Source organism: Streptomyces sp. NPDC002669, assembly GCF_042889165.1.
GTDB lineage: Bacteria > Actinomycetota > Actinomycetes > Streptomycetales > Streptomycetaceae > Streptomyces.
Window position 1 is genome coordinate 1 of record NZ_JBIAQQ010000051.1, and the last position, 17,540, is coordinate 17,540.

16 protein-coding genes and 1 pseudogene are annotated in these 17,540 nt (G+C 74.0%); 3 read left to right on the forward strand and 14 right to left on the reverse strand.

All coding sequences use genetic code 11. From position 1 onward, the window contains the following. Positions 1-239: 239 nt before the first annotated feature. A complete protein-coding gene (locus ACFYW1_RS37840) occupies positions 240-1,535 on the reverse strand; it encodes an alpha/beta fold hydrolase (protein WP_389004168.1) in 1,296 nt (431 codons plus the stop codon). A gap of 109 nt (positions 1,536-1,644) precedes the next feature. Here ACFYW1_RS37840 and ACFYW1_RS37845 point away from each other — a divergent pair, with 109 nt between their 5' ends. Continuing rightward, positions 1,645-2,808, forward strand: coding sequence for an ATP-binding cassette domain-containing protein (locus ACFYW1_RS37845; RefSeq protein ID WP_389004170.1), 1,164 nt, complete (start codon positions 1,645-1,647; stop codon positions 2,806-2,808). 22 nt (positions 2,809-2,830) lie between these two features. Here the strand turns inward: ACFYW1_RS37845 and ACFYW1_RS37850 are convergent, their stop codons facing one another. The 8 genes and pseudogenes from ACFYW1_RS37850 to ACFYW1_RS37885 all read right to left on the reverse strand — a co-directional run bounded on the left by ACFYW1_RS37850 (position 2,831) and on the right by ACFYW1_RS37885 (position 10,523). Beyond that, positions 2,831-3,106 (reverse strand): DUF2087 domain-containing protein, encoded by a 276-nt coding sequence (locus ACFYW1_RS37850; RefSeq protein ID WP_389004172.1) that lies wholly within the window; start codon positions 3,104-3,106, stop codon positions 2,831-2,833. 99 nt (positions 3,107-3,205) lie between these two features. Then, positions 3,206-3,412, reverse strand: a pseudogene (locus tag ACFYW1_RS37855) (hypothetical protein); the annotation flags it as partial. After that, positions 3,394-3,642: a hypothetical protein gene (locus ACFYW1_RS37860; RefSeq protein WP_389004226.1), complete on the reverse strand. Its 249-nt coding sequence runs from the start codon at positions 3,640-3,642 to the stop codon at positions 3,394-3,396. The gene ACFYW1_RS37860 and the pseudogene ACFYW1_RS37855, both read right to left, overlap by 19 nt. Positions 3,643-3,675: 33 nt before the next feature. After that, positions 3,676-4,959, reverse strand: a complete 1,284-nt coding sequence (locus tag ACFYW1_RS37865; RefSeq protein ID WP_389004174.1) for a transporter — start codon at positions 4,957-4,959, stop codon at positions 3,676-3,678. A gap of 4 nt (positions 4,960-4,963) precedes the next feature. Next, complete coding sequence (locus ACFYW1_RS37870; protein WP_389004176.1) at positions 4,964-5,551, reverse strand: hypothetical protein; 588 nt, start codon at positions 5,549-5,551, stop codon at positions 4,964-4,966. Then, positions 5,548-7,677, reverse strand: a complete 2,130-nt coding sequence (locus ACFYW1_RS37875) for a hydantoinase/oxoprolinase family protein (RefSeq protein WP_389004178.1) — start codon at positions 7,675-7,677, stop codon at positions 5,548-5,550. Before ACFYW1_RS37875 ends, ACFYW1_RS37870 begins: the two co-directional genes overlap by 4 nt. Positions 7,678-7,776: 99 nt before the next feature. Next, positions 7,777-9,387, reverse strand: a complete 1,611-nt coding sequence (locus ACFYW1_RS37880; RefSeq protein ID WP_389004180.1) for an FAD-dependent oxidoreductase — start codon at positions 9,385-9,387, stop codon at positions 7,777-7,779. Positions 9,388-9,416: 29 nt separating this feature from the next. Next, positions 9,417-10,523 carry a LacI family DNA-binding transcriptional regulator gene (locus ACFYW1_RS37885; protein ID WP_389004182.1) on the reverse strand — a complete coding sequence of 369 codons (1,107 nt, stop codon included), beginning with the start codon at positions 10,521-10,523 and terminating at the stop codon, positions 9,417-9,419. Positions 10,524-10,734: 211 nt separating this feature from the next. Here ACFYW1_RS37885 and ACFYW1_RS37890 point away from each other — a divergent pair, with 211 nt between their 5' ends. After that, positions 10,735-11,709, forward strand: a complete 975-nt coding sequence (locus ACFYW1_RS37890) for an acetylxylan esterase (RefSeq protein ID WP_389004184.1) — start codon at positions 10,735-10,737, stop codon at positions 11,707-11,709. 16 nt (positions 11,710-11,725) lie between these two features. Here ACFYW1_RS37890 and ACFYW1_RS37895 read toward each other — a convergent pair whose 3' ends face one another. The 4 genes from ACFYW1_RS37895 to ACFYW1_RS37910 form a co-directional block, all read right to left on the reverse strand. After that, positions 11,726-12,679, reverse strand: coding sequence for an ABC transporter substrate-binding protein (locus tag ACFYW1_RS37895; protein WP_389004186.1), 954 nt, complete (start codon positions 12,677-12,679; stop codon positions 11,726-11,728). Next, positions 12,676-13,353 carry an ABC transporter permease gene (locus ACFYW1_RS37900; RefSeq protein ID WP_389004188.1) on the reverse strand — a complete coding sequence of 226 codons (678 nt, stop codon included), beginning with the start codon at positions 13,351-13,353 and terminating at the stop codon, positions 12,676-12,678. Before ACFYW1_RS37900 ends, ACFYW1_RS37895 begins: the two co-directional genes overlap by 4 nt. After that, positions 13,350-14,027: an ABC transporter permease gene (locus ACFYW1_RS37905; protein ID WP_389004190.1), complete on the reverse strand. Its 678-nt coding sequence runs from the start codon at positions 14,025-14,027 to the stop codon at positions 13,350-13,352. Before ACFYW1_RS37905 ends, ACFYW1_RS37900 begins: the two co-directional genes overlap by 4 nt. Before the next feature lie 81 nt (positions 14,028-14,108). After that, positions 14,109-14,579, reverse strand: a complete 471-nt coding sequence (locus ACFYW1_RS37910; RefSeq protein ID WP_389004192.1) for a winged helix-turn-helix transcriptional regulator — start codon at positions 14,577-14,579, stop codon at positions 14,109-14,111. A gap of 91 nt (positions 14,580-14,670) precedes the next feature. Between ACFYW1_RS37910 and ACFYW1_RS37915 the strand changes: the two genes are divergently transcribed. Beyond that, positions 14,671-15,984, forward strand: a complete 1,314-nt coding sequence (locus ACFYW1_RS37915; RefSeq protein ID WP_389004194.1) for an MFS transporter — start codon at positions 14,671-14,673, stop codon at positions 15,982-15,984. Here the strand turns inward: ACFYW1_RS37915 and ACFYW1_RS37920 are convergent. Then, on the reverse strand, positions 15,879-17,477 hold the full coding sequence (locus tag ACFYW1_RS37920; RefSeq protein WP_389004196.1) for a PucR family transcriptional regulator: 1,599 nt from the start codon (positions 17,475-17,477) through the stop codon (positions 15,879-15,881). The genes ACFYW1_RS37915 and ACFYW1_RS37920 overlap by 106 nt on opposite strands. Between the last annotated feature and the right edge of the window lie 63 nt (positions 17,478-17,540).

The following is a 17,540-nucleotide window of genomic DNA, read 5'->3' on the forward strand; positions in this document are numbered from 1 at the left end:
GGGGGGGGGGGGGGGGGGGGGGGGGGGGGGGGGGGGGGGGGGGGGGGGGGGGGGGGGGGGGGGGGGGGGGGGGGGGGGGGGGGGGGGGGGGGGCGCCGCGCCCCCCCCCCCCCCCCCCCCCCCCCCCCCCCCCCCCCCCCCCCGGCGTCGGCCCACCGTGCACCGCACCCGGAACGGACGCCGTCCGGGGCGCTGTCCACCGGCCCCCGTGCGCCGCGCCGGGCCGTTCCCGCCGTCGGTCAGGCGTCGCCCCGGACCATGGCGAGCAGCCGGTCCAGCACCCGCGGCCCGCCCGCGCGCAGCCCGTCGTGCTCGTACTCGTTGGTCACCCAGGTGCGCAGCCCGCGGATCGACGCCGCCGTGCGCAGCGAGTGCCCGGTGTCGACGTACATGTCGTCGTGGTAGACGGCGGCGACGACCGGCACCTGGTTGGCCGCCAGGCGCTCGGCGTCGTACAACGGCTCCCAGTCGGTGCGGGCGGCCAGCAGTTCGGCGGTCTCGCGCAGCGGGCGCAGCGCCGGGTCCACCTCGAAGTGCCAGGGGTGGATGGTCTCGCCGGTGAAGAGCACCGGCCCCTCGCCCTTGAGCGCCTCGGCCGCGTCGAACTGCGGGAACTCGGCGCGGACCCGTTCGGCGGACCAGGCGGTGGGCCGGTCGTCCTGGCCGTAGATCGCCTCGTGCATCAGCGCGTACAGCGGGTGTCCGGCGAACGAGTTGGCCGTGCGCACGGCCTCCTGGAAGGTGTCGGAGAGTTCGGTGCCGTGCGGGGTGCGGACGAACGCGTTCTCCAGCAGGTAGTGCAGCTGGTGGCTGCCACTGCCGCCGCCCAGCATGATGCCCAGGGACTGGAACCCCTCGGGCGTCAGCAGGTGGCCGGCGCTGTCGGTGGGGTGTTCCAGCAGGTGGGCGGTGATCTGCCGGGCGCGTTCGACGTCCTGCGGATAGCGGGCGTAGTGCGCGGCGACCTTGCGCTCGACGCGCGGGTAGGCGGCCCGGTAGACGTCGTCGGCGTGCGCGTCCAGCGAGGGCAGCCCGCCGGTGATCAGGACGGCCTTGAGCCCCTCGGGGGCGGCCGACAGGTAGCGGACGGCGCAGAAGCCGCCGAAGGACTGGCCGAGGACCGTCCACGGCTCGCCGCCGGTCAGCTGCGGGCGGATCAGCTCGCAGTCGCGCACGATGTTGTCGGAGCGGAAGCGGGCCAGGTAGTCGGCCTGCTCGCGCGGACCGCCGCGCAGTGGCAGGGTCTGCCGGTTGGCCGGGGTGGAGAGGCCGGTGCCGCGCTGGTCGAGCAGCAGCACCCGGAACTCCCGCACGGCCCGTCCCAGCCATGCCTCCGTACCCACGAAGCGCCGGGCGCCGAAGCCGGGACCGCCCTCCAGGTAGAGCAGCCACGGCAGGTCCTCGTCGGCCCGGCCGCTCGCCACGGCCTCCCTGCCGAAGACCTCGATCCGCTCGCCGTCCGGGTCGTCGTGGTCGAGCGGGACCGTGAAGCACCGGTCGGTGAAGACGATGCCGGGGTGCCGGTAACTGCTCACAAAATGCTCCTGAATCGCCAGATGTGCCTCGGACAGTTCAGCACACGGCCGTGACACGGACGGTCGCGGCCCGTGTGCGCGGTGCCCGGGCGGCTCCTACCGTGCAGGCATGATCCGGTTCGAGCAGGTCGGCAAGGTGTATCCGGACGGCACGACCGCGGTGGACGGCCTGTCCTTCGAGGTCGCCGAGGGGGAACTGGTCACCCTGGTCGGACCGTCCGGCTGCGGCAAGACCACCACGATGATGATGGTGAACCGGCTGATCGAGCCGTCGTCGGGCCGGATCCTGGTGGAGGGCGAGGACATCTCCGGGGTCGACCCGGTGAGGCTCCGCCGCCGGATCGGCTACGTCATCCAGCAGGTGGGGCTCTTCCCGCACCGCACGGTCCTCGACAACACCGCGACCGTGCCCGCGCTGATCGGCTGGAAACGGGCCAGGGCCAGGGAACGGGCGGCCGAGCTGCTGGAGCTGGTGGGTCTCGACCCGGGGACGTACGGCTCCCGCTACCCCTCGCAGCTCTCCGGCGGGCAGCGGCAACGAGTGGGCGTGGCACGGGCGTTGGCCGCCGATCCGCCGGTGCTGCTGATGGACGAGCCGTTCGGCGCGGTCGATCCGGTGGTGCGCGAACGGTTGCAGAACGAGTTCCTCGGCTTGCAGGCCAGGGTCAAGAAGACGGTCCTGATGGTCACCCACGACATCGAGGAGGCGGTCCGGATGGGTGACCGGATCGCGGTGTACGGGGCGGGGCGCATCGAGCAGTTCGACAGCCCGGGAGCCGTGCTCGGGACTCCCGCGACCCCGTACGTGGCCCGGTTCGTGGGCGCCGACCGGGGCCTGAAGCGGCTCTCGGTCACGGCGATCGAGCCGGACGACCTGGAGGAGCCGCCGGTGGCCCGGCTCGACGAGCCGGCCGGTTCGGCGGCGGACCGGCTGGACGGGGCGGGGGCCCGCTGGGCGGTGGTGCTGAACGGCGGGGGCGAGCTGCACGGCTGGGTGTCGGCGGACGTGCTGCGGGCCTCGGGCGGGCACGGCACCGTCGGTGCCCTGGCCCGCCGGATGGATGCCTGGGTGCCGGTCGGCGCGCCGCTGAAGCAGGCGTTCAGCGAGATGCTCCAGCACGACGCCGGCTGGGTCGCGGTGCTGGACGGGCCGCGGTTCCTCGGTGTGCTGACCCCGGCCCGGCTCCACGAGGCGCTGCGCCGCTCGGTGGACGCGGACGCGCGGGGCGTGGGCCGGGACGAGGTGCGGTTCCACTCGATCGCGGACGCGTAGGGCGCGCCGGGCGGGGCCGGCGCTACCGTCCGCGCCGGTAGCTGCCGCCGTCCCTGGAACGGAACAGCAGACCGGCGACGACCAGGTAGCGGCGCAGCGCGGCGCAGTCCTCGTGCACCGTGAGCAGCGCCTCGTTGACCTCGCGTTCGGTGTAGGTCCGGTCCCGTTCGAACAGCGTCTCACCGAGGTGGACCAGCAACTGCTCGCGGCGGGCCGCCCTGCGGGGGATCGCCGTCAGACGGCCGTGCGAGAAGAGCGCCTCGACCTGGTGCGCGTTGCTTGAATCGTTCTCGGGCATGGGAGGGAGCGTCGCAGTACACCGCCTTGCGGGCAACGGGTTTTCGGCGGCCCCGCGGGCCGGGCGCCGAGCCGCCCTCCCCGGCCCGGCGCGCACGGCCTACACCGCTCGGGCCACGGCGATGGCCCCCTGGAGACGCTCCCCCGCCTCGTAGACCATGTACGCCACCCCGTCCTGTGTACCGAAACCGGGCGCCGCGCTGCGGCCGTTGTCCGGGGCCCCGGGGAGCGAGTCGTGGAAGAGGCCCAGGTGGTCACGGCGGCCGAAGTCGTTGCCGACCTCGGTGATCAGGAGGTTTCCGCCGCTCCCCTGATGCAGGGGAAGATGATCTCGCCGGTGGGGTTGTACTTCAGCCGCGAGGGTTCGAGCAGCGTCCTGACGTACCGGTGGTCGGGGAAGCCGGCGGGCGCGGCGGCCGCGGTGCCGGGCGCGGTGGCACCGACGGCGAGGACCGTGCCGGCGGCCGCGGCCGAGCGCAGGAAAAGACGACGGCCCATCCGCGGCCCGTTCTCCGGATCGGTCTGCGGCTCGTTCATGGGTGGACTCCGTCCCGGGAGTGGGTGAACGTGTCAGAGGTGGGTGGCGGCGGTCACGCAGAGGCCGCCGAGGGCGACGGCCCAGACGTACGGAAGGGTGCGGAGCATCACCTGTTGCGGGGTGACGCCCGCGTACTGCGCGCTCCACACGGTCTGGGTGCTGGTGGGGTCGGCGACGCCGAACACCTGGTTGTACGAGGTGGCCAGGCCCAGGACCGCGGTGGCGGGGTAGATGCCGGCGGCGATCAGGACGCCAGCGATGCCCGCGCCGAGGCCGAAGACGTTGAGCGGGCCGCGGTAGAGGCAGAGCGGTACGAGGACGGTGAAGACGAGGACGAACAGCACCGCGTTCTGCGGGCTGACCGCCTTGACGAGGGGTTCCAGCGCCTCGATCGCCCCGGGCAGTTTCACGGCCGCGAGCAGGATGCCGATGGCGACGAACAGGGTGATCGGTGCGGCGGCCACCTCGAAGCCGCCGTAGAGGGTGCGCAGCAGCCGCTTGTTCATCTCGCGCGGCCGGGTGGTGGTGGCCAGGCAGTACAGGACGCCCGCGAGCAGCGAGGGGATGATGGCCACGTCGAGGCCGAGGGCCAGGACCAGGGGAACCACCGGCGTGAGCAGCGCGTACCAGGGGGCGTCGCCGAGCCGGGCGCGGCGGCCGGAACGCGGCCTCGGAGCAAGGGACTTGGCGGACCAGGCGTGTTCGACGCCGCGGCGGCGGGACTCGACGAGGACGAAGAGGACGGCGGCGGCCAGGGCGAACGGGAACAGTTTGATCATGAAGCCGCGCACGGTGGGGACGGGCAGTTCCAGCGCGGTGGAGAAGAACTGCCAGACGGGCAGCTCGAACGGCATGCCCGCCGCGATGCCCATGAGGATCGTGCCGGCCGCGGTGACCTTGGGGATGCCGACGGCGATCATCGCGGGGATGCCGATGATTCCGGCGAGCATCGCGGCGGGGGCGGAGCCCGTCACCGTACCGACGAGGGTGGAGACGGCGAGGACGCCGAGGGCCACCACCACCGGACGGTCGCCGCCGAATTCGACGATCTTGCGGACGAGGGTGCCCGCGATGCCGGTCTCGTCCAGGAGCTTGCCGAGCCAGGAGCCGAGCAGGATGGCGATCATGGTGGCGGCGAGGGTGGGGGCGCCTTCCTGGAGGACCGTGTCCAGGACGCTGTTCCCGCCGGTGAGCGGCGCGCCGGCGACGAGGGCGATGACGACGGCCAGGACGACGAGCGCGAAGGCCGTGGGGAGTTTCCGGGTGAGCATCGCGGCGACACCGGCCGCCATGACGAGGAGGATGACGACGCCCATGGCGTTACTTCTCTCTTCCGTGCGGTGCGGTGGTGGGGTGCGTGTCGGCCGTGGCCAGCGCGGCGGTCAGCAGCAGCGGGCTGCGGCCGAGTCCGCAGGCGGTGCGGGCATGGGCGTGGGCGGCGATCTCCTCGGCCCCGGCGACATGGCCGTACAGGCGCAGACCTCCGGCGCGCAGCACCACATGGCCGAGCGCCTGTTTCAGCGCTGCTCCGACCGGGCCGTGATGGAGCAGTTCGTGGACGGCCTCGTGCGCGAGGGCCGCAGCACGCACCGAGCCCGGCGGGTACCAGTGGCGCCAGCCGAGCTCGTCCACCAGGGCCTCCGCGCGGGCGAGGGTGTCGGTGTACAGCTCGACGGTCGCGGGGCGCGAGGTGTAGCGGGCGAGGAGGCCGTGTTCCAGCCCGCCGTCGCGTTCGACGACGCGGGCGCGGGAGGGGGCGGGGGTGAGTCCGGCGCCGAACTCCGTCGCCACGGTGGCCCAGTGGAGCAGCAGCTCGCGGTCGCGCCCTTCGTGTGTGGGCGTGGCCGCCAGGAGCCGGACCCCGAACTCGATGTCGTCCGTGGCGGCGAGGTCGGCGGGTGTGCTCATGTCCGTACTTCCACGACCGCGACCACGGACTCGTCGGCCGCGCGGGTGCCGAGTTCGCTACGGGCCAGGGCGAGCAGCGGCTGCGGGTCCAGGACTCCGGACAGGTCGGCGATGCGGGACCCGATGAGCAGCCTCAGGGCGGGGGCGCGCACGCCGCCGTCGCCGTACGAGGTGGCCTCGCCGACGAGCCGGGCGAGCGTCTCGGGGGCGGCGGCGACGGTGGTCGTCTCGACCAGGGCGTCGGGGGCGTGCAGTCGTACGACTCCGTCGGCGTCGACGACCCGCACCGGGTGCCGGGCGGCGCGGAAGCGGCGCCGGGTCTCGGTGCCGTAGACCGTGTGGGCGGGGGTCCTGGCCAGGACGTTCACGTCCGACGGGTCGGTCTTGAGGCTGGCCGCCGCGGCGCGCAGCCGTTCGGTCTCGTCGGCGCGGTGGGCCCGGTCCTGGGTGCGCAGTTCGGTGGCCCCGGTGGCCACCGCCCGTACCGTGCTGGTCTGCGGGTCCACGGTGACCTCGACCTCCACCCCGTCGGCGGCGGCGCCCTGGGCCACGACGGCCGCCTCGGCCTCGGCGCGGACGGCGAGGATCTGTTCCTGGCCGGCGCCCGGGATGATCCGCTCGATCTGCTCGCGGACCAGGGCGAGGGCGACCCCGATGGGGCTGATGACCTCGCTGTGCCGGGCGATCCGGCCCTCCTGCCCGGTGACGGAGGCCAGATGCGGGGTGACGGACGCGGCGCCCCCGCCGCCACCGACCAGGACCGCGGTGTCCTTCTCCAGCCGGTAGTCGCGGATCATGGCGTCGGTGACGGCCCTGACCTGTGAGACGCCCGCGTCGAGGAGCCGGGCGGCCGCCGTCGCGACATCGGTGGACAGTGCGGCGGCCAGCGGGGCCAGGGCGGCACGGGCCACGTCCTGGTCGCAGTGGGCGAAGTCGCCCTCGGGGACCCGGCCCAGCGCGTTGGCCGCGCAGGTCATCGTGATCGCGTACCGGCCTCCGGCCGCTTCGATCACGGCGTAGTCGTCGGGGTCGCCCTCCCTCGGCCGGACGGTGGTGAGGCGGGCCTCGCGCAGGTCGTCGAGGGCGGCGAAGCAGGCGTACGGCAGTCCGGCGATGTGCGCGCTGCGGGGCCCTACGCCGACGACCCCGCCGCCGCCGATCCGGACCATGGAGCCGCCGCCGACGCCGACCGTCCGCACGTCGAGCGCGGAGAGGTACGAAGCCCTGCCCAGGATGGTGGCGTGCCGGACGGCGACCTTGCCCCGGCGCACGACGCTGATGTCGGTGGAGGTGCCGCCGCTCTCCAGGAAGAGACCCTCGCTGATCCGTTCCTGCATCAGCGCGCCCGCGACCCCTGCGGCGGGGCCGGAGAGCACGGTCAGCAGCGGGCGTCCACGCATCTCGTCGAGCGACATCACGCCGCCGTCGCACCGCATCACCATCAGGGGCGCGTTCACCCCGGCCTTGGTGATGGAGGCGTCGACGAGGTCGGCGGTGGCCAGCATGCGCGGCAGGATCGCGGCGTTGACGACGGCGGTACGGGTCCGTTTGGCGAGCCCGTACAGGGAGGTGATCTCGTGCGCGGCGGTCATCGGCAGGCCGTGCGGGCGAGCCGTTTCGAGGACCGCCCGCTCGCCCTCCGGCCGGTCGACTCCGAACGGCTCGCTGGCGACGAGGACTTGGGCGCCTTCCCGGGTGACGGCGTCGACGGCGGCGCGCACCTCGTCCGCCTCGTCGGGGTCGGCCACATGGGCGTAGGAGAGCGGGAGCCGCTTGCCCGGGGCGAGTTCGAGCCTGCCGAGCGAGGCGAGCCGGCGGGTGAGCACGGCGCCGGGTCCCCTTCCGATGCCGATCAGCCCGACGGTGGCGACATCACCCTCCAGCAGGGCGTTGGTAGCCTGTGTCGTGCCGTGTGCCAGGAACGCGACGTCCTCGGCGGCGCGGCCGGTCTGCTCCAGCAGCCGGTCGAGTGCCTCGACGATGCCGTGGGCGACGCCGTCCTCGTGGTGGTGGCTGGTGGGAACCTTCACCTGCCCCAGCAGTTCGAGGGTCGTGGCGTCGACGGCGACGGCGTCGGTGAAGGTTCCGCCCACGTCGATACCGACGCGGATGCGGTGGGTGGTCATGGTTGGGCACCTCCTTGTGCGGGTGGGTCGATGCGCGGGCGGGCCGGGTGGGACAGGTGGAGCTGTCCCCCCGGCGTTTCACGGTTTCGGTGTCCGCGGTCAGTAGCCGCGCACGTCGGGCCAGTGGCGCTGGATCCCGTCGCGGTCGAGCAGCCGCGCGAACGCCTCGTACCGCTTGTCCTCGGACTGGACCTGCTGCGGTTCGACGCCTTCGGTGAGGCAGTGGGCGGCCAGGGCTCCGGCGACCTCGCCGATGTTCCATTCCACCGGGTGGAGCCGGTAGCAGCCGTTGGTGATGTGGGTGGTGCCGATGTTCTTGCCGGCGGGCAGCAGGTTGCGGACGCGGCGCGGTACGAGGGCGCCGAGCGGGATCTCGAACGGCACCGAGCCGATGTCGATGTAGTTGTCGCCCCCGGTGGAGGGGTGCAGGTCGATGCGGTAGCTGCCGACACCGACCGCGTCCCGGTGGCGCGTTCCTCCGTGCGGGCCGACGAGGTCGATCGACACGTCCTGCTCGGTGACGGTGGTGACGGCCTTGATCCGGCGGGACTCGCGTACGTAGGGGGCCTTGGCGAGTCCGTCCTCGGTGCCGGTGACGTCGGGGCGGATACGCAGTCCGGGGAAGCCGGTGCCGCCGTCCTGGCGGGGGGCCTCGGTCTGCAGCCAGTACAGCAGCGAGAGCGACAACTGCCGTGCCCCGGCGACCGCTTGAGCGGTCACCTCGTCCCCGGCGCCGATCAGGGGCTTGAGCCAGTAGTCGTTGAGCGGCCAGTTGACGAGCGTGATGTCGGAGTCGAAGGCGTCGGGGCGGTGCATGCCGCGGGCGAGGATGCGACGGAAACCCCACAGCTCCTTGTCGCCCGCGTCGGCGCTCTGGTCGGCGCCGACGGCGAGCGGGTCGGCGTCCGGGTTGGGGGCGAAGGTGCGCGGTACGGGTTCCAGGGAGCGCGGGTCGGGCGCCCGGAACCCGAGGAGCGGGCCGGGCCAGAAGCCGGGCCGGTAGGAGCGCCAGAAGTCGTAGTCGGCGGGCCGGTCGGCGGTGTGGTCCTCGCCCTCGTGGTGGGAGAGCGCGAAGCACACCGTGATGCCCTGCTGGTTGAGCGGCTGGGCCTCCTCGGGGGCGTGCGGTTCGTCGAACTCGCTGCGCGCCTCGGCGCCGACGGCGTGCTCGACGCCGCCGAGTTCGAGGAGTTCGCCGGTCTCGGTGGCGTCGATGACGTAGCGGGCGGTGAGGGTGGTGCGGCCGCCGGTCCGGAGGTTCTCCAGGGTCACGGCCCCGATGACATCGTTATCGGCTTCGGCGGCCACCGCCCGGTGCTCGGTGAGCAGGGTGAGGCGGCCCGCCGCCCGGTGCGGTGCGAGCATCGCCTCCAGCACGGTGAGCGCGACCCGCGGTTCGTGGCAGAGCTTGCTCACGCGTCCGGCGCCGGGGTTGAGGTCGGTTCGGGCGAGGGCCTCGGAGCGCATCGGGTACCACCGGCGGTAGTACGCGCGGATGCCCTCGCGCAGGGTGCGGTACGAGGCGGTGGTGCCGAACTGCTCCACCCACGGGTGCTCGTCCGGGGGAACGGCCTGGGAGGTGAGCTGGCCGCCGATCCAGTCGGTCTCCTCGGTGAGGACGACGGTGCGTCCGGCGCGGCAGGCGGCGAGCGCGGCGGCGACGCCGCCGAGTCCGGCGCCCACGACGAGGATGTCCGGTTCGGGTATCACGGGTCTCCTTGTGCTGTGCGTGCGGTCGGTCAGTGGTCCTCGGTGGCGGGCGGCGGACCCGAAGTCGCACCGGGCCGGAAGGTGCAGGCGACCAGGGGTTCGGTGGCCTCCTCCCCCGCCACCAGCGCGGCGAGCATGCGGACGGCGGCCGCGCCGAGCCGGGTGCGGGGGATGTCGAAGCCGGTGGGTTCGGGACCGTCCGCGAGGTCGGCGGGCGGGCTGCCGAGCAGCGCCAGCGAGGCGTCGCGCGGGCAGTCGATCCCGGCGTCGGCGACGGCCCGGCGCAGGGCCCGCCAGGCGGCCCCGGTGTCGGTCTCCTCGGCGACGAACGCGGTGACGCCGTCGGCGAGCCAGCCCCGCAGCCGTTCGGGGGTGAGATCGCGCTCCGGGTCGGCGGAACGGAAGACGGCCCCGGGGCCGTCGCTCGGGCCGACGGCCTCCAGCCCCTGGCGGAAGCCGAGTTCGCGGTCGGTGGAGGCGGGCGCCTCGTCGTCCTCGCGGACCAGGACCATCCGGCGGTGCCCGAGCGAGGCCAGGCGGCCGACGACCTCGCGGGCGGCGCTCACGTAGTCGGCGCCGACCCAGTGCAGCCCCTCCGGCTCGTCCCGGCGGCCGAGGTGGACCACGGGAAAGCCGTCGGCGACCAGCCGTCGCAGCTCCTGGACCGGTGCGTGGCGGCCGAGGAACAGACAGCCGTCGGCGAGGCGGACCCGGCCCAGCGCGTCGGGGGCGCCGGCCCCCGCGCCCCCGGGGCTCGAACCGGTGAACAGCACCAGGTCGTAGCCGCGTTCCGCGGCCTCGCGCTCCACGCCCACCAGGAACGGGTAGTACGAGTGCCGCACATCGGTCGGGAAGGTCGCGGTGAAGCTGAAGACGCCCAGCAGGTCGTTGCGCGCCGCCGCGAGTCTGCGGGCGGCCGGGTCGGGGACGTAGCCGAGGCTTCGGGCCGCCTCCAGCACCTTCTGCCGGGTCTCCTCGGAGATCGCGGGTCCCTGCCTCTTGTCCGCGAGCACCAGCGAGACCGTGGCCTGCGAGACCCCGGCGAGCCGGGCGACCTCGGCCTGGCGCGGCCGGCCCGTGCGGCCCGCCGGTGCGGGTGCGCGGCCGGGCCTGGCCCGCTTCCTGGGTTCCTCCACCTGTGCTCCTCAATTTCATTAATGCGTATTACTCATGTGTGTTGACGAGTACTGTGAGGGGCGGCCGGGCGCCGGTCAAGGGGGCGGACACAACTTCTCCGGTGTGTTCCTTCCCGCTCCGGGCCGGCTCGTTCCCGCGCGGGCCACCGCCGTACGGTGTGATCGACATCCCCGTGGGCGAGCACCCACCCTGCGAAGAAGGCGGTACCGCATGTCCCTGTTCGATCTGCCGCTCGACCGACTGCGCGAGCACCGCAGCGCGTCGGTGGAGCCGGAGGACTTCGACGCGTTCTGGGCGAAGACGCTCGGCGAGGCCAGGTCCCACGACCTCGACGCCCGGTTCGAGCGGCGCGCCGGTACGGGTCTGGCGACCGTGGACGTGTACGACGTGACGTTCGCGGGCTTCGGCGGTCATCCGGTCAAGGGCTGGTTCGTCGTCCCGGCGGGGGCCGCGGAGCCGCTGCCGCTGGTCGTCCAGTTCATCGGCTACGGCGGCGGGCGGGGCCTGGCGCACACCCATCTGCTCTGGGCCTCGGCGGGTTTCGCCCACTTCGTGATGGACACCCGCGGCCAGGGCAGCGGCTGGCGGGTCGGCGACACCCCGGATCCGGTGGGCAGCGGTCCCGCGTTCCCCGGTTTCATGACCCGCGGCATCGAGGACCCGTACGCGTACTACTACCGGCGGGTATTCACCGACGCGGTGCGCGCGGTGGAGGCGGCGCGCTCGCACCCGCTGGCCGATCCGGCCCGGACCGCGGTCATCGGCGAGAGCCAGGGCGGCGGCATCACGCTCGCCGTCGGCGGGCTGATACCGGACCTCGCGGCGATCGCGCCGGACGTCCCGTTCCTGTGCGACTTCCCGCGCGCCCTGACCGTCACCGACCGCAACCCGTACCGCGAGATCGGCAACTACCTCAAGACGCACCGCGGCCGGTCCGACCGGGCGCGAGCCACCCTGGCCTACTTCGACGGGGTGCACTTCGCCGCCCGGGGTCGGGCTCCGGCGCTGTTCTCGACCGCCCTGGAGGACATGACCTGCCCGCCCTCGACGGTCTTCGCCGCGTTCAACTCCTACGCCCATCCGGACAAGACCATCGAGGTGTACGACTTCAACGACCACGAGGGCGGCGGGCCGTTCCAGGAGGCCGTGCAGCTGGGCTGGCTGCCGGGGAAGCTGGGGGCCTGACCTTCCGGGGCGGCCGTCAGCCGCGCGGGAGGAGGTGCCGGGACTCCAGGTAGGCGCGCGCCACGTCCTCGGGCAGCCGACGCCAGCTGTCGACCTGCTCGTTGAGCCGGGCCAGGTCGGCGGTGGTCAGTACGGTGGCGAGCACGCCCAGGGCCCGGCGCACGCCTTCGCCGCCCGCCCGGGAGCGGTTGACGACCGGGACGAGGTGGTCGGCGTTCTGGAGGTGCTTGTCGTCGGCGAGCAGGACGAGGCCGAAGGTGTCGAGCGTGGCGTCGGTGGTGGTGGTCAGGACCATCTGGTCCTGACCGTTGCGGACGGCCTGTTTGGCCTGGGTGGTGCCGACGCCCTTGGGGTCCACGGCCGTGATGCGGATGCCGTACGTCTTCTTCAGCCCGGGCGCGCAGTAGGGGCGCCGTACGCATTCGTCACCGGCCGCCAGCCGTACGGGCAGGCCGGACGCGCCCAGGTCGCCGAGGGTCCTGAGGCGGTGTCGGGCCGCGTACGCGGCGGTGACGGCGAAGGCGTTCTGGTCGACGGCGCGTCCGGGGTCGAGAACGGTGAGGCCGCGGGGGGCGGCCAGTGCGCGCAGGGCCTTCATGGTGACGGCGAGGTCGGGCGAGCCGACGGGGGCGGCGTCCGCGCCGTTCTCCTTGGCGTTGAGCCAGTCGGCGAAGGTCGCGGCGTACTCCGGTACGACGTCGATCTGGCCGTTCTCCAGCGCGGGTTCGTAGATCTCCCGGTTGGTGACGGTGATGATCCTGGTGGTGTAGCCGGCCCGGTCCAGCAGCAGCGCGTACATCCGGGCGAGCAGCTCGCTCTCGGTGAATCCGGCGGAGCCGATGGTGAGGTGCTCGCTGTCGCCGGGCGGTGCGGTGACTTCGCCGCGGTTCTCCAGGGAGGGGCCGGTGGCGCAGGCGGTCGCCGCCAGCAGCAGCGCCGGCAGCAGCGGGAACGCGCCGCGCGGTCTCATCGGGACGCCTCGCCGCGGAGCCGGTCGGGGAGCAGCCGCCGCGCCCCTTCGAAGAGTCCTTCGACGATCAGGGCGAAGGCGGTCACCAGGACCGCTCCGGCGACCACCTGAGCGGTGGAGGCGAGGTTGAACCCCGCGGTGATGATGCGGCCGAGTCCGCCGCCGCCCGCCAGGGCCGCGAGGGTGGCGGTCGCGACGAGCTGGACGGCGGCGATCCGTACGCCGGTGAGGATCAGGGGCAGGGCGAGCGGCACCTCGACGCCCAGCATCAGCTGTCGGCCCGTCATGCCCATGCCCCGGGCGGCGCGGACCACGTCCCGGTCGACCTCCCGCATGCCGACGTAGGCGTTGGTGAGCAGCGGCGGTACGGCGAAGAGCACGAGGGCGATGACGGTGGGCCATTCGCCGTGGCCGCCGATCGGGGTGAGGAGGAGCAGCACCAGCACGGCGAAGGTGGGGACGGCCCGGCCGATGTTGGAGATGTTGACGGCGAGTGCGCCGCCCCTGCCGAGGTGGCCGAGGAGCACGGCGACGGGCAGTGCGATCAGACAGCTGATCAGCAGGCAGACGACGGTGAGGAAGAGGTGCTGGGCGAGGCGGTCCCGGATGCCGCCCTCGCCGGTCCAGTTCGTGGCGGTGGTGAGCCAGGACCAGGCTTCGGCGAGGGTGTTCACGGCCGGCTCCGGGTCCACGGGGTCAGGAACCGCTGGGCGAGCAGGAGCAGCAGGTCGGCGGCGACGGCGATGATCACGCAGAGGACGGAGGCGGTGAGCACCTGGGCCTTGAAGTAGGTGTTCATGCCGGAGTAGATGAGGTTGCCGAGTCCGCCGTGGCCGACGATCGCGCCGACGGTGACCAGGGAGATCGCGGAGACGGTCGCGATCCGCAGTCCGGCCATGGCGGCGGGCAGGGCGAGGGGCAGTTCGACGGCGAGCAGCAGGCGCAGCGGGCCGTATCCCATGCCGCGCGCGGCCTGCCGGGTCTCCTCGGGCACGGCGCGCAGTCCGGCGAGGAGGTTGCGGACGAGGAGGGTGAGCGAGTACAGGACGAGTCCGGCGACGACGAGCGAGGCGGACAGTCCGTACACCGGGAGCAGCAGCGAGAACATCGCGAGCGAGGGGATGGTGTACAGGGCGGTCGTCACGCCGAGGACGGGGCCCGCCGCCCAGCGCCGGTGCCGTGCCGCGAGGGCGAGCGGAACGGCGAGGAGCAGCCCGATGAGCACGGAGGCCGCGGTGAGCTGGACGTGCTGGACGACGGCGTCCCAGAGGATCTCGCGCCGGCTGGAGAGGTAGGCCCCGCAGAGCCACTCGTTGCGCGCGAGGCAGTCGTCGGGGGGCGCGGTCACCCGTCCATTGGAGCGCGGGGGTGCGGACGGGTGCGCGTCCTGATCGGCTGTCCGGGGGGCGGGAGCGGGTTGCCCGGACCGTCATGCGGGGTCCGTCGCCCCGGACCGTTCGATCTTTCGCACCGTGACGTCGTCCGGTCCGAGCGGGCGTCCGTCGGCCGCGCGGACCTCCAGCGTCCGCGGGGGACGGCCCTCGCGCAGGTCGACCAGCTCCGAGTGGGGTTCGCCGGGGTCGAAGAAGTGCGCCTCGCCCCACTGCCGCAGCGCCACGACGACCGGGAAGAGGTCCCTGCCCCTGGCCGTCAGCACGTACTCGTGGCGGGCGCCGCCGTCGGCCGCCGGGACCAGGTCGAGGATTCCGCTGCCGACCAGTTCGCGCAGCCGCGTCGCGAGGATGTTCTTCGCGATGCCCAGGCTGCGCTGGAACTCACCGAAGCGGCGGCTGCCGTCGAACGCGTCACGGACGATCAGGAGCGCCCACCAGTCGCCGATCGCATCGACCGAGCGGGCCACCGGGCAGTCGCTGCCGTCGAGGCGTGTCCGCTTCACCATGCCGCTTCCCCTCCGTCCAATCGGTTGCAACATGCTACCAGTCGGCGCTAGCGTCCACGAGGTAGCAACTTGCAACCAAAAAAGCCGAGGGGTGCCCGTGACCGACAGCGAGAGAACGACCGAGGCCGTGGACACGGGCGGCGGAACCCCGGCGACGGCCCTGTCCGGACGCGTCCTGCTGCTCTTCGCGGTCGCCTCGGGGGCGGCGGTGGCCAATGTCTACTTCGCGCAGCCCCTCCTGGTCACCCTGGGCCGGGAGTTCGGGATCGGTACGGCGTCCGTCGGCATCGTCGTGACCCTCACCCAGGCCGGCTACGGCCTCGGGCTGTTCCTGCTGGTGCCGCTGGGCGACCTGGTCGACCGGCGGACCCTCGTCGTGGCCCAGCTGGCGCTGCTCGCGGCGGCGCTCGTGGCCACCGCCACGGCGGTGGCCGCGCCGGTCCTGCTGGCCGCCCTGGCCGCCGTGGGCTTCCTCGCCGTGGTGACCCAGACGCTCGTGGCCTTCGCGGCGTCGCTGTCCGCCCCCGACCGGCGCGGGCGCACGGTCGGCCTGGTCACCAGCGGCATCGTCATCGGGATCCTGCTCGCCCGCACGGTCTCCGGCGCCCTGGCCGACCTCGCGGGCTGGCGGGCGGTCTACCTCGCCTCGGCCGCGCTGACCCTGGTGCTCGCCCTGGCCCTCGTCCGCGTACTGCCGCGCCGGTCGGCTCCGCCGGCCCCCGTGCGGTACGTCCGGCTGCTGCGTTCGACGCTCGCGCTGTTCGCCGAGGAGCGCGTGCTGCGGGTCCGCGCTCTGCTCGCCCTGCTCGTCTTCGCCGCCTTCAGCACCCTGTGGAGCTGTGTCGCCCTGCCGCTGAGCGAGCCCCCGCTGTCCCTGTCGCACACCGCGATCGGGGCGTTCGGGCTGGTGGGGGCCGCGGGCGCGCTGGCGGCCGCACCGGCCGGCCGGCTGCACGACCGGGGGCTCGCCGGGTGGACCACCGGTACCGCGCTGGTCCTGCTCACCGTGTCGTGGCTCCCGCTCTCCCTCATCCGGCAGTCGTTGTGGGCGCTGGTGATCGGCGCGGTCGTCCTCGATCTGGCCGTGCAGGCCGTCCACGTCACCAACCAGAGCCTGATCCACGCGGTCCGCCCCGACGCCGGCAGCCGCCTGATCGGCGGTTACATGGTCTTCTACTCGGTCGGCAGCGCCGCGGGCGCCCTCGCCTCGACGGCCGTCCACGCACGGGCCGGGTGGGGTGCGGTGTGTCTGCTCGGGGCCGCGATCAGCGCGCTCGCGCTCCTCGTGTGGGCAGTGGATCAGGTGCGCGGCGGCCGCAGGCGCAGTTGCAGCATCGCCTCGAACCGGGCCTCCGGGTCGGCGAGGTCGATGTCCGCGACCGCGGCCAGCCGCTTGAGCCGGTAGCGGAAGGTGTTGGGGTGGACGTGCACGGCGGCCGCGGCCGCGGGGACGTCGCCGAAGGTGCTCAGCCAGGCGTCCAGGGTGTCCGTGAGGGCGGTGCCGTGCTGTTCGTCGTGGGCGAGCAGCCGTACGACCGGGCCGTCCGGCAGGTCGTCCTCGGCGGTGATCCGGTCGGTCAGTTCCGCCAGCAGCGCGGCGGCGTAGACGTCCGACAGCCGGGCGGCCCGGCGCCGGGTGCGGCCGGAACCGAGGACCCGCAGCGCACGGTCCGCGTCGGTGCGGGAGCGGCGCAGCTCGGCCGGGCGGGCGGCGAGCCGGCCGACGCCGATGACGGCGGGGACCCGGTCGCCGACCCGGCCGAGGAACGCCTCGGCCACCCGCAGCCCCTGCGCGTCCGACCCGGTGGGCAGGACCGCGTAGGTGACGCTCCCGAGGGTGGCCGTGGCGGTCCGGGGGTGGATCGCGGCCAGGTGCAGGGCGAGGGCCTCGGCGGCGCGGTGGCCCGCGGCGACCCGGTCGGGTGCGGACGGCCCGCCGGTCACCGTGAGGGCGAGCACGCAGGCCGGCTGCGCGGCCAGGCCGAGCCGGGCGGCGGCCTGCGGCGCGTGCGTGCCGCCGTCCAGGACCGTGGCGAGCAGGTCCGCGCGCAGCCGCCGCTCCGCGTCCTCGCCGGTGCGGCGGCGCAGCAGGTGCAGGGCGGCCACCTTCGCCGCCTCCTGGAGCGCCCGGGTGCGGTCCTCGCTCAGCGGGGCGTCGACGACGACCCAGATCGACCCGAGGATCTCGCCGCCGGCCCGGATCGCGATCGCGGCCCGGGGTTTGTCCGACAGCCCGTCCACGTAGACGGGTTCCTCCTTGCCGTAGAGGGTCTGGAAGGCTCCGACGGCCTCCAGGGCACGCAGCTTCCCGGCGGGCACCTGCCGGTCGAGGACGGTCGCGATCCGGTCGTCGTCGCCCTCGTCCTGTCTGCTGGAGAAGGCCAGCACCCGCCCGCTCCGGTCCTCCACGGTGACCGGGCCGTCCAGCAGTCCGGCCGTCGCGTTGGCCAGGGCGAACAGGTCCCCGGCGAGCGGTTCGGCGCCGTCGGGGTCGCCGGGGCCGCCCACCGTGCCCAGTTCGTCGACGGCGAGCAGCGACCGCAGCAGCGCGGCCACCTGGGCCCAGGACGCGCCGGGCGTCAGGCCGAGCACGGTCACTCCGGTGCGCGCGGCGGCCTCGGACACCGGTCCCTCCACCGGGACCGGGGAGCGGACCACGACGGCCGCCGCGCCCAGTCCGTGCGCGCGGTCGATCAGGGCGGCGACGGGCCCGGCCCCGTACACACCGACGCCGAGCACCACCGCCCCGGGCAGGGCCGCCGGTTCGTCCAACGGGTCCTGGATCAGCACTCCGCCGATGGGGCGGGCCGGGTCGGCCTCACCGGCCGCCACCTCGATCAGGGTCGATCCGAGGTCGTCGATGATCCGGCCGAGCACGGCCCGCGGCTGCTCCGTCATCGTCACAACGTAGTCGACCGGGCCGTCGGGCCCCGGGCCTCGGCGGCCGGGGCCCGACGGCCC

Coding starts and splice junctions, on each gene's coding strand:
- ACFYW1_RS37845 (WP_389004170.1), top strand. CDS start 1,645: ATGATCCGGTTCGAGCAGGTCGGCAAGGTGTATCCGGACGGCACGACC.
- ACFYW1_RS37850 (WP_389004172.1), bottom strand. CDS start 3,106: ATGCCCGAGAACGATTCAAGCAACGCGCACCAGGTCGAGGCGCTCTTC.
- ACFYW1_RS37860 (WP_389004226.1), bottom strand. CDS start 3,642: ATGAACGAGCCGCAGACCGATCCGGAGAACGGGCCGCGGATGGGCCGT.
- ACFYW1_RS37865 (WP_389004174.1), bottom strand. CDS start 4,959: ATGGGCGTCGTCATCCTCCTCGTCATGGCGGCCGGTGTCGCCGCGATG.
- ACFYW1_RS37870 (WP_389004176.1), bottom strand. CDS start 5,551: ATGAGCACACCCGCCGACCTCGCCGCCACGGACGACATCGAGTTCGGG.
- ACFYW1_RS37875 (WP_389004178.1), bottom strand. CDS start 7,677: ATGACCACCCACCGCATCCGCGTCGGTATCGACGTGGGCGGAACCTTC.
- ACFYW1_RS37890 (WP_389004184.1), top strand. CDS start 10,735: ATGTCCCTGTTCGATCTGCCGCTCGACCGACTGCGCGAGCACCGCAGC.
- ACFYW1_RS37895 (WP_389004186.1), bottom strand. CDS start 12,679: ATGAGACCGCGCGGCGCGTTCCCGCTGCTGCCGGCGCTGCTGCTGGCG.
- ACFYW1_RS37910 (WP_389004192.1), bottom strand. CDS start 14,579: ATGGTGAAGCGGACACGCCTCGACGGCAGCGACTGCCCGGTGGCCCGC.
- ACFYW1_RS37920 (WP_389004196.1), bottom strand. CDS start 17,477: ATGACGGAGCAGCCGCGGGCCGTGCTCGGCCGGATCATCGACGACCTC.